At 54.9% G+C, this 14,964-nt stretch carries 14 protein-coding genes; 7 read left to right on the top strand and 7 right to left on the bottom strand.

Annotated elements, in window-relative coordinates; genetic code table 11:
- Positions 1-33: 33 nt before the first annotated feature.
- Positions 34-777 (bottom strand): 3-deoxy-manno-octulosonate cytidylyltransferase, encoded by a 744-nt coding sequence (gene kdsB / locus H7A51_05330; protein ID MCP5535643.1) that lies wholly within the window; start codon positions 775-777, stop codon positions 34-36.
- Between the two features lie 162 nt (positions 778-939).
- Between kdsB and H7A51_05325 the strand changes: the two genes are divergently transcribed.
- The 4 genes from H7A51_05325 to H7A51_05310 all read left to right on the top strand — a co-directional run bounded on the left by H7A51_05325 (position 940) and on the right by H7A51_05310 (position 6,234).
- On the top strand, positions 940-2,523 hold the full coding sequence (locus H7A51_05325) for a hypothetical protein (GenBank protein MCP5535642.1): 1,584 nt from the start codon (positions 940-942) through the stop codon (positions 2,521-2,523).
- 298 nt (positions 2,524-2,821) lie between these two features.
- A complete protein-coding gene (gene dnaA / locus H7A51_05320; GenBank protein ID MCP5535641.1) occupies positions 2,822-4,360 on the top strand; it encodes a chromosomal replication initiator protein DnaA in 1,539 nt (512 codons plus the stop codon).
- A gap of 241 nt (positions 4,361-4,601) precedes the next feature.
- Positions 4,602-5,699: a DNA polymerase III subunit beta gene (dnaN, locus tag H7A51_05315; protein MCP5535640.1), complete on the top strand. Its 1,098-nt coding sequence runs from the start codon at positions 4,602-4,604 to the stop codon at positions 5,697-5,699.
- A 112-nt stretch (positions 5,700-5,811) separates the two neighbouring features.
- Entirely contained in the window at positions 5,812-6,234 is a 423-nt protein-coding gene (locus tag H7A51_05310; GenBank protein ID MCP5535639.1) for a rhodanese-like domain-containing protein, read from the top strand.
- Between the two features lie 8 nt (positions 6,235-6,242).
- On the opposite strand, the gene H7A51_05305 is transcribed toward H7A51_05310, so the two are convergent.
- Positions 6,243-6,575, bottom strand: a complete 333-nt coding sequence (locus H7A51_05305) for a winged helix-turn-helix transcriptional regulator (protein MCP5535638.1) — start codon at positions 6,573-6,575, stop codon at positions 6,243-6,245.
- Between the two features lie 30 nt (positions 6,576-6,605).
- Here H7A51_05305 and H7A51_05300 point away from each other — a divergent pair, with 30 nt between their 5' ends.
- Together H7A51_05300 and H7A51_05295 are read left to right on the top strand one after the other, a co-directional pair.
- Complete coding sequence (locus H7A51_05300; protein MCP5535637.1) at positions 6,606-7,295, top strand: YeeE/YedE family protein; 690 nt, start codon at positions 6,606-6,608, stop codon at positions 7,293-7,295.
- A 21-nt stretch (positions 7,296-7,316) separates the two neighbouring features.
- Positions 7,317-7,916, top strand: a complete 600-nt coding sequence (locus tag H7A51_05295) for a YeeE/YedE family protein (protein ID MCP5535636.1) — start codon at positions 7,317-7,319, stop codon at positions 7,914-7,916.
- Between the two features lie 64 nt (positions 7,917-7,980).
- On the opposite strand, the gene H7A51_05290 is transcribed toward H7A51_05295, so the two are convergent.
- The 4 genes from H7A51_05290 to H7A51_05275 all read right to left on the bottom strand — a co-directional run bounded on the left by H7A51_05290 (position 7,981) and on the right by H7A51_05275 (position 11,255).
- Positions 7,981-9,201, bottom strand: a complete 1,221-nt coding sequence (locus H7A51_05290; GenBank protein MCP5535635.1) for an MFS transporter — start codon at positions 9,199-9,201, stop codon at positions 7,981-7,983.
- A 137-nt stretch (positions 9,202-9,338) separates the two neighbouring features.
- Entirely contained in the window at positions 9,339-9,773 is a 435-nt protein-coding gene (locus H7A51_05285) for a 6-carboxytetrahydropterin synthase (protein ID MCP5535634.1), read from the bottom strand.
- A gap of 161 nt (positions 9,774-9,934) precedes the next feature.
- Positions 9,935-10,633, bottom strand: a complete 699-nt coding sequence (locus H7A51_05280; GenBank protein ID MCP5535633.1) for an NAD-dependent deacylase — start codon at positions 10,631-10,633, stop codon at positions 9,935-9,937.
- 202 nt (positions 10,634-10,835) lie between these two features.
- The gene (locus tag H7A51_05275; GenBank protein MCP5535632.1) at positions 10,836-11,255 is read right to left on the bottom strand and encodes a VOC family protein; all 420 of its coding nucleotides are present in this window, start codon (positions 11,253-11,255) and stop codon (positions 10,836-10,838) included.
- Between the two features lie 237 nt (positions 11,256-11,492).
- On the opposite strand from H7A51_05275, the gene vsr reads away from it, so the two are divergent.
- A complete protein-coding gene (gene vsr, locus H7A51_05270) occupies positions 11,493-12,002 on the top strand; it encodes a DNA mismatch endonuclease Vsr (protein ID MCP5535631.1) in 510 nt (169 codons plus the stop codon).
- A 99-nt stretch (positions 12,003-12,101) separates the two neighbouring features.
- Here vsr and acnA read toward each other — a convergent pair whose 3' ends face one another.
- On the bottom strand, positions 12,102-14,939 hold the full coding sequence (acnA, locus tag H7A51_05265; GenBank protein ID MCP5535630.1) for an aconitate hydratase AcnA: 2,838 nt from the start codon (positions 14,937-14,939) through the stop codon (positions 12,102-12,104).
- Positions 14,940-14,964 lie beyond the last annotated feature (25 nt).

Genomic DNA, 14,964 nt, shown 5'->3' with positions numbered 1-14,964 from the left:
TGAATAGTGAATTAGGAATGTTGAATGGTGAAATTATCGGAGCAAATCTTCGATTTGTTGAGCTTGTTCCATGGTGTCGACGCCGGGGGATTCGTCGTTGGTGATGAGGACTTTGATACGGGCACCGTTTTCGAGGGCACGGAGTTGTTCGAGGGATTCCGTGAGTTCGAGTGGGGAGGGGGGCCAGGTGATGAATTTTTCCAGGAAATCACGACGGTAGGCGTAGATGCCCTTGTGCCGGTAGAGCTGGAGTTGCGGGCATGGGGACCGGCGGTACGGCAGCGGGCTGCGGGAGAAATAGAGGGCATCTCCGTTGAGTGCTAGAACACACTTCACCACATTGGGATCGTTGATGAGCTCTTCGTCGCTGATCGGGTTGGCGGCCGTTGCCATGGAGACACCGCTGTCCTGATGAAGAGCTGTGGCGAGTTGATCAATCAACGCAGGATCGATCAGCGGTTCGTCGCCCTGGATATTAATCAGGTAGGCGGACTCAGGAAATGCGGCGGCGGCCTCGGCGATGCGATCCGTACCCGTCGGGTGATTTTCAGAGGTCATCACCGCATGGGCACCAAACTGGGTGGCTGCGTCGTAAATCCGCTGGTCATCGGTGGCTATCACCACCGCACCCAGGTTGTGACACTGCTGACAACGTTCCCAGACGTGCTGGACAAGCGGTTTCCCAGCGATGGGATGAAGCGGTTTGCCGGGGAAGCGTGTTGAAGCCCAGCGAGCTGGGATGATACCGAGAGTAAGATGTTTTCCAGATGAGGCCACGCTGCGTTAATCTGGAATTGAGTTATGATCGACAGGGCGGAAACGACAAGACTCTTTTGCAAATAGTTTGAAGTTTTCACCCAGCTTCGCCAGAAGGCTGCGCAGGGCATGGGTTGAAGTTTGAGTTTGAAGAGTGCAGTCACCCTGATAGCCTCCGCGCCTATGAAGGACGTGCACGAGTATTTCACCTATTGGGATTGGGCCGTTGTGGCGGCTTATATGATCATCACCACCCTGATCGGCCATCGGCTCTCCGGCAAGCAGGCAAATATCAAGGATTTCTTCCTCGGTGGTAAAACACTGCCCTGGTGGTCGGTGAGTGGTTCGATGATCGCCACCGAGATCAGCGCCCTCACTTTCATCGGTGTCCCCGGAGGTGTCTACGCGATGTCCGGCGATTGGACGTATTTGCAATGGGGGCTGGGATCGATCATTGCCCGCTTCGCCGTGGCCTACTGGTTGGTGCCTCTTTATTACGAAAAGGAAATCTACAGCCCCTATGACTTTATGGGAGACCGACTGGGTGAGGGTGTGCGCCGACTCGTGACGGGGCTTTTCTCGGTAGGTGCGATACTTGGCCAGAGTGTGCGTGTTCTGGTCACCGCGATCATCCTCCAGGTGGTCACCGGCATGGATGCGAGTTTGTGTATCGTTGTCATTGGTGCTGTCGCTGTCCTCTGGACGTTTATGGGGGGAATGCAAACGGTGATATGGACGGATGTGATGCAGTTCTGCCTGTTTATCTTTGGCGGGTTACTCGCACTGACCCTGCTGGTGGGACACCTGGGCTGGGAGCAGATCGCCAGTTTGAACCAGATCGTGGTCGACGGCGAGAACGTCAACAAGCTGCGCTGGCTTGATTTTACAACCCCCTTTGCCGATCCCAAACTGAAATACACGATGTGGGTGGCGCTGATAGCCATGCCGTTCCAGAACTTCACCGCCTTTGGCGTCGACCAGCTCAATACCCAGCGCATGTTTTGTTGCGGAAATATCAAGGACGCCCGTAAGGCGATGTGCTGGAGCAGCGTGTCACTTCTGATCACGATCCTGATGCTGGCGGTGGGAGCGGGATTGTTTGCCTGGTACCAGGTGCACGTGCCATCCGCGGAGCTGGCGGCCGGATTTGCCAAGGAGCCCAATTATGTCTTCCCGACCTGGATCACCATGGAGGTGCCGGTCGGGGTCAGCGGGCTGATACTCGCCGGTGCATTTGCAGCCGCGATTTCAAGCCTCGACTCCATCCTCGCCGCGCTTAGCCAGACCAGCCTGTCGGTCATCTATGGACGGAGGAAAATGGAGACCGAGGGGGATGGTGTGGCGATGGTTCGTTTATCACGCATCGCCGTCTGTGTTTGGGGGGGGATTTTGACACTGGCAGGTCTTGGTTTACTGGCTGCCTATACGCACAATAAAGACACCGATTTGATTGGTCTGGCCTTCGGTATGGTGGCCTACACATACGGCCCGCTGCTCGGGGTACTGTTAGCGGCTATTTTACCGGTCCGGGTGAACACGATGGGATTGCTGATAGGCACCGCGATGTCGGTTATCCTGGTTTCATGGTTCCGACCTGAGTTGCCTCAAATTTTTACAGCCCTTCAGCTAGAGGATGTTGCCAAGTCCATTGTCGCCTCCCGACCCAAATTAGCCTCCGAGTGGTTCTTCCCGGTGAACGCCAGCCTGACCCTGGTATGCGGGTTGTTAGGCGGTGCGCTGGCCAAGGTGACATCGCCTGAGAGCTAGGAACTATGAGGGTTCCGCCGTTTTCCGGCCAGCGGGCATTGCGTCACGGAGCGGGATTTGATGAGGGGGATTTACGGAGCAATATTTTACCACTGCTTACTAAATTTCGGGTCAAGATTTTTAAAAAATTTGTTGTGGAACCATTGTGGAATAGGGGCTTTTTTGGGGAAATAATTCACAGCTGCTAAAATGTTTTGATCATGTGGCCTGTAGGGACTTTGATTTGATCCCAGCTGGTTGGCATCTGGGCCCCAGCGTCATAAGACGATTTTCAACCCATCAATTTTCAATAACTTCAATGAGCAATATCAATGCATCCCTCGATGTCCAGCCTGTGAACGATACCCCAATAGCCCGCCAAGAGGGCGGAGGGGAGCAGGAGGATCTTAACAAACTTTGGGAAAAGGTTTCAGGGACGTTGAAAAAACTGGTTAGCGGTGATGCATTTAGTCGTTGGTTCCAGTCGGCATTTCTCACGGAGGTCAACGAAACCGAGGCCGTTCTAGCAGTGGCCAGTGACATGCACCAGGTGTGGATCGAAACGAACTACTTACCCGAAGTGCAATCGGCCCTTTCCCAGGTATCGCCGTTGCCGCGTAAAATGCGTGTTGTTGTCAGTGAAGTACCGGAGCCTGTTGATACAGAAGTGGAGTCGGAGAACGAGCCTGTTTCCTGGGACGGGCAAGAGGACGCATCCGGGTATGCATCCGTAGCAGGAAGCGACGGCTCACAAACATCCTTCGCTGGTGAAATAGGAGTGTCCCGGTCATCCGCCGAGACGGACCGCGAACAGGTCCGCAAAAAGCTGAGGGCAGCCGGGCTCAATCCGCAATTCAGTTTCGACCGGTTTGTGGTGGGCCAGAACAATGAATTTGCCCATGCGGCCTGCATGGCTGTTGCCCAGGCAAAGACAGCCATTTACAACCCGCTTTTCATCCACGGTGGTTCAGGACTGGGTAAGACCCACCTGATGCAGGCAATCGGCCAGCGTCTCATGAAGGAGAACCCGTCGGCCCGAGTCGTTTACCTGACCTGTGAGAAATTCATCAACGAGTTTATTGATACCGTCCGCAAGGGCTCGCTTGAGCGGTTCCGCCGCAAGTATCGCCGTGCCGACATTCTGCTCATCGATGACATACAATTCCTCGCCGGGAAGGAACGCTCACAGGAGGAGTTTTTCCATACCTTCAACGAGTTGCTTGATCTCCAAAGCCAGGTGGTGATCACCTCAGACCGGCCTGCCTCGGAAATCAAAAACATCGAGCCGCGCCTCATTTCCCGCTTTGAAAGCGGTCTTACCGTTGAACTCCAGCCTCCGGGGATTGAAACCCGGCTTGCCATTCTTCAACGCAAGATGGAGGACTGGGATGTCAAACTCAGCGATGACATCCTGATGATGCTCGCCGAGCGTATCCAGAGCAATGTCCGCAGGCTCGAAGGTGGTCTTGTTAGAATTGCGACATACGCATCATTGGGAACGGAGCAGATCACCGTCGAGCGTTCCGAGTTCCTGCTCAAGGACATTCTCCGTGAAGAGGGCCAGAAGCGTGTGAACATCGACTCCATCCAGAAGGTTGTATCCGATCACTTTGATCTCAGGCTCGCCGATATGACCAGTCGGCGTCGCCCTTCCAATATTGCCTTCCCTCGCCAGATCGCCATGTATTTGAGTCGGAAAATGACACCCTGCTCCCTGGTGGAAATTGGTGACGCCTTTGGCGGACGTGACCATGGAACGGTGATCTACGCCTGCCGGAAGGTGAAGCATCGTATCGAGAGTGAACCGCAAGTGCGCGACTCGGTGGATATCCTGATGACCATGCTCCAGCGTAAATAGGGGGGATAGAGCAGGGATGTTGTCGTTGCTCCTTCTTGCCGCCTACTATATGTGGTGGTGCAGGCTCTTTTTCACGCAGGATCTTGATTAGTTGGTTGAAAAATGCTCAAGATTCGTTAAAGAGAGCTTGCCTTGATGCAAAAAAACGACAAAGTCAACGGCAGTAGAGAGTGGCTAGGACCGCATCTCGACCCACACACATCCCTCGATTACGAATACTCAAGTCACCCATCACCTTAAAATGAAATTTTCTATTAGTAAGGAAGCGTTTCTCGATGCCCTTCAACAGGTTCAGCACGTTGTCAGCACACGGGCCACGTTGCCTATTCTTTCCAATGTTCTCATCGAGGCAGTGGACGGCAAGCTCAAGCTCACCACCACGGACCTTGATGTAGGGGTAAGCGGGAGTGTTGACGCGACGATCGACAAAGAGGGGTCCACGACACTTCCTGTAAAGCGCCTCGTCAGTATTATCCGTGAGCTTCCTGCCAGCGAGGTGCAGGTGTCCGTTGATTCCAAGAATCACGCCAGTATCCAGTGCGGGCCGAGTTTCTTCAAAATCATCGGGTTAGGTCAGGAGGAGTTCCCGCCCCTACCGAAGTTCGAGGATGCGACTGAGTTCAAGATTGCCCAGGGAATCCTGCATGATGCCATCAAGAAAACCTCTTACGCCATCTCCACCGATGAGACCCGCTATGTGCTCAACGGTATTTATGTTTCCTTCAAAGAGGGGAAAATGACCTTTGTCGCTACCGACGGACGTCGTCTGGCGATGGTCGAAAACGAACTCGAGTTTCCAGCCAGCCATGAGACGGACATCATCGTGCCCTCCAAAGCGGTAAGTGAGCTCGGTCGTATGTTAGGCAGCGAAGGTGACGCCGTGGTTCGCCTCAGCGGCAACCAGATCAGTTTCGAAATCGGCGACAGTATTATAGTCAGCAAACTCATCGAAGGCAATTACCCGAACTACAAGCAGGTCATCCCGGGAGAACGCAAGGAACGCGTCACGATTAACCGTGAAGAGTTCCTCAACACCGTGCGTCGTGTGTCACTGTTGACCTCCGAAAGCTCAAACTCCGTCAAGCTGACCTTCAGCAAGGGCAATATCGATGTCCAGGCGAACTCCAAGGATATTGGTGAGGCCAAGGAGCCCGTTGTCGCAGATTACGATGGCGATGAATTTGCCATTGCCTTCAATCCTGAATTCCTGATGGCGCCACTGAAGAATCTCGGTGAAGAGTCGGTCTACCTCGATCTCATCGATGGGATGAGTCCGGGGGTTGTCCGCATCGATGGCTCATTTCTCTATGTCATCATGCCGATGCGCGTCAGCTCGTAAGCTGACAGACATCCGTTCTCAAAGATGCTCAAAGCCCGGAGGTGATTTCCTTCGGGCTTTTTTTGAAATAAGAAATTGGAATGAATCTCTAAATCCGGCTAGACTCCACTTCATGTTCATTCCCCGAATCAGTTGTTTGGCTCTAACCGCCTGGGTATCGATGGTTCTGGCTGTTTCTGGATATGCAGCAGGGAAAGTCAAGACCGGTGAGATCACCGGTGTCGATATCGACCGGGTCTTCTCGATGAATCAGTCCGGCAGGCTTTTACTCGTCGATTGCAGGCCGGCCTTTTATTACCTTAAAGGGCATATCAACGGGGCGATCAACCTGCCATTAAAGAAATACGACAAACTCATCCGTGACCGCCAGAAGCACTTGAACGACGCCGTGGCCGCCAGGAAAATCATTGTGCTCTACTGCCAGAACGTAAAATGCCCGGACGCCTACGCAGTTGCCAAAAAACTCGTCAAACTCGGTTACTCTGTTTCCATTTACAAGGGGGGTTGGGAAGAGTGGAACCGTGCCGGACTATAGAGCGGCGATCATAGCTCAAAATGTATCCCGCCATCAGCCGAACTATCCCGGTTGAGTTTGTCACAAACCAATTTGCACATATCCAGCACCATCGGCTCTTTGATGGAGTAATACACGGTGTTGCCTGATTTGTTACGCTCAAGCAGACCCGCATCGTGGAGGGTTTTTAATTGCTTGGAAATGTTGGCCTGCGAGGTGTCAAGCCTGGCAACGAGTTCGCCGACGCTCATCGTACCGTCCTTGAGTTCTCTCAAGATCAGTAAGCGTGTCGTTTCTGACAGCGCTTTGAAAATTTCCGAAACCCGGTCGAGCTCCGTCCGCCCCATAAGCTTGCGGCCCATGGGCCCTGCGGCAGCGGAGCCGGATTGTTGATGACTACTTTTCCTCGGCATTCTTCCAGTCTAGTCAAAAATTGCACGCGTTGCAATAATTGTATTTTCTCACTTGACTATATAACCAATAACGAATATACATGGCTTGTGCAACAACATAAAAAGACAGAAAGCCCGCGCCATGAGGCTGGGGATGCTGGGCTGGGAAGGAATCCGCTTCTCAGAGAGTCATGGAACCCCTATATCGTCGGTGCCGGTATAGGCATCGTGAGTTGGCTGGCGTTTCTTCTCGTGAATAAACCGATGGGGATGTCGACTGAGGTATCGAAATTCTCCGGCTGGGTGGCTGCGGTTTTTGTCGGGATGGACACCGTGGGGGATAATGCGTATTGGTCGGAAAAACTGCCTAAATTCGGATACAGCACCGTGTTCCTTATTTGTACGGCTGTGGGTGCGTTTATAAGCGCGGTTTCCAGTAAGAGTTTCCGTATCGAAAAAGTGCCAGCCGTCTGGGAAGCTCGGTTCGGTGGTTCGGTGGCGAAGCGCTATGCCATGGCCTTTGTCGGCGGCTTCATCATTTTATTTGGAGCCCGTCTAGCTGGCGGCTGCACCAGCGGACACGCGATCAGCGGATCACTTCAGCTTGCTGCATCTGGCTGGCTTTTCTTTGCCGTGATGGTGGTCTCGGGTGTCATCACAGCCCGGCTGATTTTTAAAAACACACAATAATCCCATAGAAACCCAATTACCATGAATTTACCTATTTCAACAAGCTCCACGGCAGGTCTTATCGTAGCCGCCGTGTTGGGGGCCTTGTTCGGAGTGCTGCTGCATAAAGGCCGCGTGACGAATTATAATGTGATTGTCAATTTTTTCCGTCTCAAGGATCTTACCGTTCTCAAAGTCATGTTCACCGCTGTGGTGGTGGGGGGGATCGGTGTGTCTGTGATGATTTCCAGTGGTCTCGCTGAAGGATGGCACATCAAGCCCACTCTCGTTCTGGGGATTGTGCTGGGAGCGGCGATCTTTGGCGTCGGTATGACGCTTTACGGATACTGCCCGGGAACCGGTGTTGCGGCTGTTGCTACGGGGAGCTTACATGCACTGGTTGGCATGTTAGGAATGCTTGCCGGCGGTGTCGCTTACGCTCTGAGTTACCCTTGGATGAAAACAAATATTCTGGGCATAGGCGATTTTGGCAAGATACGCATCTCGGATCTGTTACCCCTGGACGACGGGCAGGTTTATGCGCTGGTAACATTCATCGCCATGGTTCTGTTTCTGCTCTTGGAAAAGGGCGGACGCATCCGCAGTGGCGCATCTGATTGTGATCAGTCAAGCGGAGGCTGAGGCTTTTTCTGAAGAATTTCACCGGGTTCCGGTGGAGCATTAAAAAGTTCTCACCAGCCGTTGATCACGGTTTGATCGTGGTCGCGCAGCCAGCTCCTATCACACACAGCAAGGAATAAACCCCGAGTGGCAGCAGGGGGGAAATCGACTGCAAAGGTGCGGTCAGCAGGCCCATTACCAGAATAGCCACGGCAATGATCGTATTGGAAGTGGCGACATAATCGGTGCGTTGGTCTCCCTCCGCCGCATCCACCACCCAGACTTTCCTGCCCAGGCGGACACCATTGTAACCGAGGTTGAAAAGCAGGAAAGTCAGCGGCCAGAGCCAAAGCGTTTTTCCGGTAGCCGGCATCCAGACGGCCATGCAGATAGCGGTAAATCCAGTCAAAGCGCAGGCCATCCCTCCCAGCGCCATGGTGAGATGGCTGGCCTTATCCGAGAGTCTGCCCCACAGGATCGAACTCATCGAGGTGGCGACGGCGGTAGCGAGAACGAAACCACCTAACGACATCAGGTTATCGTCCTTTGTCTGGGCCAGAACCACGATGAGAGGCGATGCGAGTGCCGATCCTAACAATAATGTCCGGGCCATGATGAACCGACGGAACAAGGGGTCGCGCACGACCATTCCCACGCGTTTCCACAGGTCGTGCACCGCGGAATCGGGTGCTGACGTAGCGGTTTCTGGAATCGGCTCTCTAACCAGGACGTAGAGCCCCGCGCCTAGCACCCAGAGAGTCGAGGAGGCGAGGACGATCCACGCCAGGAGTGTGGCGGTTTCGTAATCACGGAGAAAGATAAGCCCTGCTGCCGCGATGGCAGAGATGATCCCTGAAATGGTGGCCGATGCACCTGTGACCCTGCCTCTGAATCCTTTTGGGATCGTTCTTCCTAACACATCCTTCGAACTGATCGAGCAGAACGCCCGGGAGAGCGAAAACGCTATCAGGGAAAACATCACAACCCCACCAGCCAGATTGGGGGTCATCCACAATGCCGATGCACCCATCGCTGCAATACACAACGCCTGGGCCAGTGCTCCGCCGACAAATATCCACTTCCGGCTACGTGCCTGTTTCACCCATCCCGAGATAAACAACTGCGGCAGCATCGACCCCGACTCGCGGATTGGTGCCAGCATCCCGATAAAAAATCCCGTCGTCCCCAACTGCGACAACAACCAGGTGAGCACCGTTTTGGGATTGGTCAGCACGTCACCGATCCTCGTAAACGTCTGGCCCGCGATGATCGCCGTCGCATTTTTTTTCTGACTCTTCGACAACACTTGAATTTAGAATAGTTAATGGATGAATTATCCAGCCAAGCCATATCAACTTCGCGCCTTTTCGCATATTTCGCGGTTAAAAATGAACCCACAACCCAGGAAAAATTCATCCCTAACGTTAGATCCGCAGTTCCAGTCTACTCCGAATACTCAGCCCACGATGAGGTTGTTTCCCAGACGCGGATGTTGGAGATCCTCACCTCGGCCCTGACTGGATATTCCGTATCCGGATCGGCGACAAACCGAGCCAGCGATGCCTTGGTGTGATTGTAAATCGTCCTTGCCATCACCTCGGTTGTGGGGTCCTCACCATCAAAACCTATGATACGATCCCCATAGGCCTCTTTGAAAAAACCAAACTTCGGATCGTCCGTATTCATACACAGGGCATGATCGTAGGTCTCGAGAAAATCCCCGATCATCCGACCAATCAGTTTGAAATCAAACACCATTTCCCGCTCATCCAAGGTGTCGGCTTCAAAAACCAGCTCGACTTTTCGGGTATGCCCGTGCGGAAAGCGGCACTTGTCGGGGTGCTTGGACAGCAGATGGCCGTTTTCGACCTCGATCATTTTGCAAATTCGGTAAGACACGGGGGAATAGTGAAGGGTGAATGGTGAATAGTGAAGTTTAAACCACGGCAGGAATGGAATACGCGTAAATACCAGACTTGCCCATGCTGGCCATCCACCGACGGATGCACAACCCAAGAAACGTCCGTGTCTGCCGTGGTTTACGCCTCTTTGATCAATCTCTCCACCAGCGCGGGCACGGTTTCCGTGGCGGGGCCTTCAAGGTGGGTGTCGAAAACAGGTGAAATATCGGTGCCCACCAGATTGGCTTCGATCAAGCGGGCACCGTGACGTTTGGCCTCCTCGGCAAAACCTGCCGCCGGATAGACGACACCCGAGGTTCCGATCGATATAAACAGGTCAGCCTTCACCAGTTTTTCGTGAATCTCGTCCATCAGCAATGGCATCTCACCAAACCAGACAATGTGGGGGCGCATTGTCCCCTGATGGCCGCAGTCCTCACAGACCGAGTGAATACCGAGCCGCGAGACACAATCGCTAACGACGCCACAATCGGCGCAGCGCTTTTTCAAAAGCTCCCCGTGCATGTGCATCACACCGCGCATACCCGCCCGCTCGTGAAGGTCATCGACATTCTGGGTCACTAATGTCAGATGGTCTTCAAAGCTGCGTTTCAGTCGGACCAAGGCATGGTGGGCAAGGTTCGGCTCCACCGTAAGCAACTGCGACCTCCGCATATTGTAAAACTGGTGCACCAGCTCGGGATCGACCGCAAAAGCGCCCGGGGTCGCCACTTCCTCGACCCGATGCCCCTCCCATAGTCCATCCGCATCGCGGAATGTCTTTAGCCCCGACTCCGCTGAGATCCCGGCACCGGTGAGTATGAAGATGTTTTTCATTGTTTGAGAAGCCACGGAGGGAACGCGACATGGGCAGGGGGACCAGAGGGATGAAACCTGGGAGAGCCGCTCAATACGCGAAACATGCGAAAGGAATAAGGAATGGAATCAGAGGGAATAACAGCAGAATGACTATGCACCCACCCGGCTAGTGTTCTGGGGAGGATCATCCATTGGCGTTTCTGGACCTTGAGACAATGCATTAAACACCACATTGAGCATTTTCACAGGCCTTCCACAGTGAAAACACAGCTCCCTGCGGATCTTGGATACATGCCAATGCTCCCGCGTTGGGAACCTCCAGGTATTCTAACAAGATGGTGGCGCCCGCTGCTTTTGCCTTGGCCACATCGGCGGCAATGTCATTGGAGTTGATGTAGGCAGCCCAGTAGGGTGGGGCATTTTCAGCGCCCGGAGGGCTGACGAGACCACCGATCATGTGGTCACCTTGTTTAAACATCGTGTATTCCATCCCGGGTGCCATCTGCTGGGTTTCCGATTCCCATCCGAAGACTTCGCCGTAAAATTTCTTGGCAGCCTCAACATCGGGCACATTCAGCTCATTCCAGCCAAAACGGCCAGGTGTTGAGTCGGGGGTATTGCTGTTACATTCTTCGCTCATGGTATTTATTGTGGGTTGTCGGTTTTACTACAGAGGAAAATTCTAGGAAAGCAGCATCCCCACGTCAACTAAAACGGGGAAAGCAGGGCGAGTTTGAAACTTGCCGACAGGGTGTGTGAATGCAAAGGATGAGTGCCTTGGTTGCCGACACCTTGAGTAGTTCGTTTGGTTTGCGGTTGGGGCTGGATACGATGATTTGGTATTTGGAATTTAAAACTTGGAGTTTAGAATCCCCAAGTGACCGATACCTTTTCCAAAGAAAAGAGAAGCTGGGTGATGTCGCGAATCCGCGGCAAGGACACCAAGCCCGAGATCTCGGTGCGCTCGATGCTGCACCGGCTGGGCTACCGGTTCACAGTCGGCGGACCGAAAAACAAACGTCTCCCGGGCAAACCCGACATCGTATTGCCCAAGTGGGGCACCGTCGTCTTTGTCCACGGCTGTTTCTGGCACGGCCACGATCATTGTCCGTTGTTCCGCTTACCCAAGACCCGCACGGAATTCTGGCGTGGGAAAATCGGCAACAACCAAGCCCGGGATATCCGCCATGAAGAGGACCTCCAGCAACTCGGTTGGAATGTCGTCACCATCTGGGAATGTGAACTCGCCACCATGGAAAAACGCCACACCCTTGCCAAGCGACTACCATACCTGATCGAGCAAACCCCCATGGAATACCAACTCACCGACAACACCTGCCACCTGGGAATGGTGGCGGAGGAGGAAGGCTGGTTTGAGATACAGTAGGACGGCTTTTCCAGTTGTTTGATAAAAAAGCGGCTCCCGTTTCCAGAAGCCGCTTTGTTGAATGAGTGGATCGCCGGGGCGAGCGGAGGCCGCGCCTCGTTATGCCTCGGCTGCGTCCAGGATTTGATTGAGTACGTAGGGGAGGATGCCGCCGCTGAGGTAGTAGTCGACTTCCGCCGGGGTGTCGATGCGGACCACGAGGGGGATATCGAATGTTGTGGGCGGGACGCCCACGCCCCCTTCCTGGGTCACCGTGAGGGTGGCATCCTGCATGGGGGTGAGCTCACCTGCGAGGCCGGTGATGGAGAAGGTGGCATTGGCGAGGCCGGCGACTTTATCGTAGTCGGCCTTGTTTTTGAAGTTGAGCGGCAGCACACCCATACCGATGAGGTTGGAGCGGTGGATGCGTTCGAAGGATTTGGTGATTACCGCGGAGACACCTAACAGTCGGGTCCCCTTGGCAGCCCAGTCGCGGGACGATCCCATACCGTAGTCCTCGCCGCCGATGACGATGAGGTCGGTGCCGTCGGCTTTGTAGGCCTGGGCGGCATCGTAGATGAAGGCGGGTTTGCCGCCATCGACCGGTGCAATGTCTTTATCGGGTGCCGGGACATCGGATGGACCGAAATACTGGGTGTAACCACCCTCGGTGCCGCCGCACATGAGGTTTTTGATACGCACGTTGGCAAAGGTTCCACGGGTCATGATGCGGTCGTTGCCACGGCGTGAGCCAAAGGAGTTGAACTTGGCTTTTTCCACACCGTGCTCAATGAGATACTGGCCTGCGGGGCTGGTTTCGACGATGGCACCAGCGGGCGAAATGTGGTCGGTGGTGACGGAGTCGGCAAAGATACCGAGGGCGCGGGCATTGACCACATCCTTGGCCTCCGTCGCAGGGGTGCGCGAGAAACCATCAAAGAACGGTGGGTTCTGGATGTAGGTGGAGTCATCTTCCCAGGCGTAGGTCGGGCCGGTGGGGGCGGCGATGTCCACCCAGTTCTGGTTGGCGTTGTCGAGGTCGCTGTAGAGTTTGTTGAAGACCTCGGGGACGAGGGCGGAATTGATGACCTCCTTGAGCTCGTCGGTGGTTGGCCAGACGTCCTTGAGGTAAACGGTGTTACCCTCCTTGTCGGTGCCGATGGGGTCGTTGGCGAGATCGAGGTCAACACGGCCGGCAATGGCGTAGGCGACCACCAGCGGTGGTGACATCAGGAAGCTGGCACGGACGGAGCCATGCACACGGGCTTCGAAGTTCCTGTTTCCCGACAGAACGGAAGCGGTGATCAGGTCGCCCTCCTTGATGGCGGTTTCAATTTCCGGAGCAAGTGGGCCGGAGTTGCCGATACAGGTGGTGCAGCCGTAGCCGACGGTCTGGAAGCCTAACTGGTCGAGTTCCTGCTGCAGGTTGGTGGCGTTGAGATAGTCGGTGACCACGCGCGAGCCGGGTCCGAGGGAGGTTTTGACATAAGGGGCGACCGTGAGTCCGAGAGCGTTGGCCTTTTTAGCGACAAGACCAGCGGCAAGCATGACGCTTGGGTTGGAGGTATTGGTGCAGGAGGTGATGGCGGCAATGAGGACTGAACCGTGCTTCAGTGAGCTGTGTGTGGCAACCGCCTCATCGGTGACCGTATTACCGGCTTCGTTGAGCAGGCTCTGGCCCGTGGATGAAAAACCGGCGGGAGCGGCGAGATCGAGATCGATTTCAACGTTGCGGGCTTCGGCAGGGCGTTGATACCCACCATCGGCGACGGACGCGGTGAACAGCTCGTTGAACTTGGAGCCGAGGTCGGTGACATCGATGCGGTCCTGCGGGCGTTTGGGGCCGGAAACGGCGGGTACGACGCTGGCGAGATCAAATTCAAGCGAAGCCGAGTAGTCGATATCGCCCTTGGTGGGGATGCCGAACATTTCCTGGGCTTTGAAGTAGCTCTCAACGGTGGCGCAAGTGGCTTCGTCGCGGCCGGTGCCCTTGAGGTATGCGATGGTTTCCTCGTCGATGGGGAAGAATCCCATGGTGGCACCGTATTCGGGAGCCATGTTAGCCACGGTGGCGCGGTCCGGCAGGCTGAGAGCCTTGGCTCCCGGGCCGTAGAACTCGACAAATTTTCCAACCACACCGTGTTTGCGCAGCAGCTGGGTGATACTCAGGGTGAGGTCGGTGGCGGTGACTCCTTCGGCGAGCTCGCCGTCGAGGTGGACACCGACGACCTCGGGAACGAGGAAGGTGACCGGCTGGCCTAACATTCCTGCTTCGGCTTCGATGCCGCCAACGCCCCAGCCGACGACACCGAGGCCGTTGATCATGGTGGTGTGGGAATCGGTGCCAACGAGGGTGTCAGGGTAGTAAGTGCCGTTTTTCTCTAACACACCTTTGGCGAGGTACTCGAGGTTCACCTGGTGGACGATGCCGATGCCGGGAGGTACGACACCGAATGTTTCAAATGCCTGCTGGCCCCACTTGAGAAACTGGTAGCGTTCCTTGTTGCGGATGAATTCGATCTGGAGGTTGCGGTCGAGGGCATTTTGCGAGCCTGCAAAGTCGACCTGCACGGAGTGGTCGATAACAAGGTCCACGGGCACGAGAGGTTCAACCACGGAGGCGTCTGCTCCGGCTTCGGCGGCGGCATTGCGCATGGCGGCGAGATCGACGACGAGAGGGACGCCGGTGAAATCCTGAAGGACAACGCGGGCGACGGTGAAGGGGACTTCGTAATTCCCGGGGGAGGCGGCATTCCAGTTGGCGAGGTTTTTGACATCCTGCTCGGACACTTTGCGACCATCGCAATGGCGTAACAAGGACTCGAGAACGATGCGGATGGAGATCGGGAGACGGGAGATTTTTCCTTTTTCAGCGAGGCCGATTGATTCGAGTGCTGGAAGTGAGTGGAATTTGCCCTCGGTGCCGGAGCCGGTTTGGAATGTGCGGATGGTGTCCATTTTTAGAATGATGAATTTGGAATGA

Source organism: Akkermansiaceae bacterium, from assembly GCA_024233115.1.
In the GTDB taxonomy this organism is placed as follows: Bacteria; Verrucomicrobiota; Verrucomicrobiia; order Verrucomicrobiales; family Akkermansiaceae; genus Oceaniferula.
Note: the sequence above shows the minus strand (reverse complement) of the source record. Positions and strands in the feature narration are given on the sequence as shown.

What these genes read in the sequence shown, in the direction of transcription:
- H7A51_05325 (MCP5535642.1), top strand. Translation starts at nt 940, where the DNA reads ATGAAGGACGTGCACGAGTATTTCACCTATTGGGATTGGGCCGTTGTG.
- dnaA (MCP5535641.1), top strand. Translation starts at nt 2,822, where the DNA reads ATGAGCAATATCAATGCATCCCTCGATGTCCAGCCTGTGAACGATACC.
- dnaN (MCP5535640.1), top strand. Translation starts at nt 4,602, where the DNA reads ATGAAATTTTCTATTAGTAAGGAAGCGTTTCTCGATGCCCTTCAACAG.
- H7A51_05310 (MCP5535639.1), top strand. Translation starts at nt 5,812, where the DNA reads ATGTTCATTCCCCGAATCAGTTGTTTGGCTCTAACCGCCTGGGTATCG.
- H7A51_05305 (MCP5535638.1), bottom strand. Translation starts at nt 6,575, where the DNA reads ATGGGCCGCAAGCTTATGGGGCGGACGGAGCTCGACCGGGTTTCGGAA.
- H7A51_05300 (MCP5535637.1), top strand. Translation starts at nt 6,606, where the DNA reads ATGACTACTTTTCCTCGGCATTCTTCCAGTCTAGTCAAAAATTGCACG.
- H7A51_05295 (MCP5535636.1), top strand. Translation starts at nt 7,317, where the DNA reads ATGAATTTACCTATTTCAACAAGCTCCACGGCAGGTCTTATCGTAGCC.
- H7A51_05285 (MCP5535634.1), bottom strand. Translation starts at nt 9,773, where the DNA reads ATGATCGAGGTCGAAAACGGCCATCTGCTGTCCAAGCACCCCGACAAG.
- H7A51_05280 (MCP5535633.1), bottom strand. Translation starts at nt 10,633, where the DNA reads ATGAAAAACATCTTCATACTCACCGGTGCCGGGATCTCAGCGGAGTCG.
- H7A51_05275 (MCP5535632.1), bottom strand. Translation starts at nt 11,255, where the DNA reads ATGAGCGAAGAATGTAACAGCAATACCCCCGACTCAACACCTGGCCGT.
- acnA (MCP5535630.1), bottom strand. Translation starts at nt 14,939, where the DNA reads ATGGACACCATCCGCACATTCCAAACCGGCTCCGGCACCGAGGGCAAA.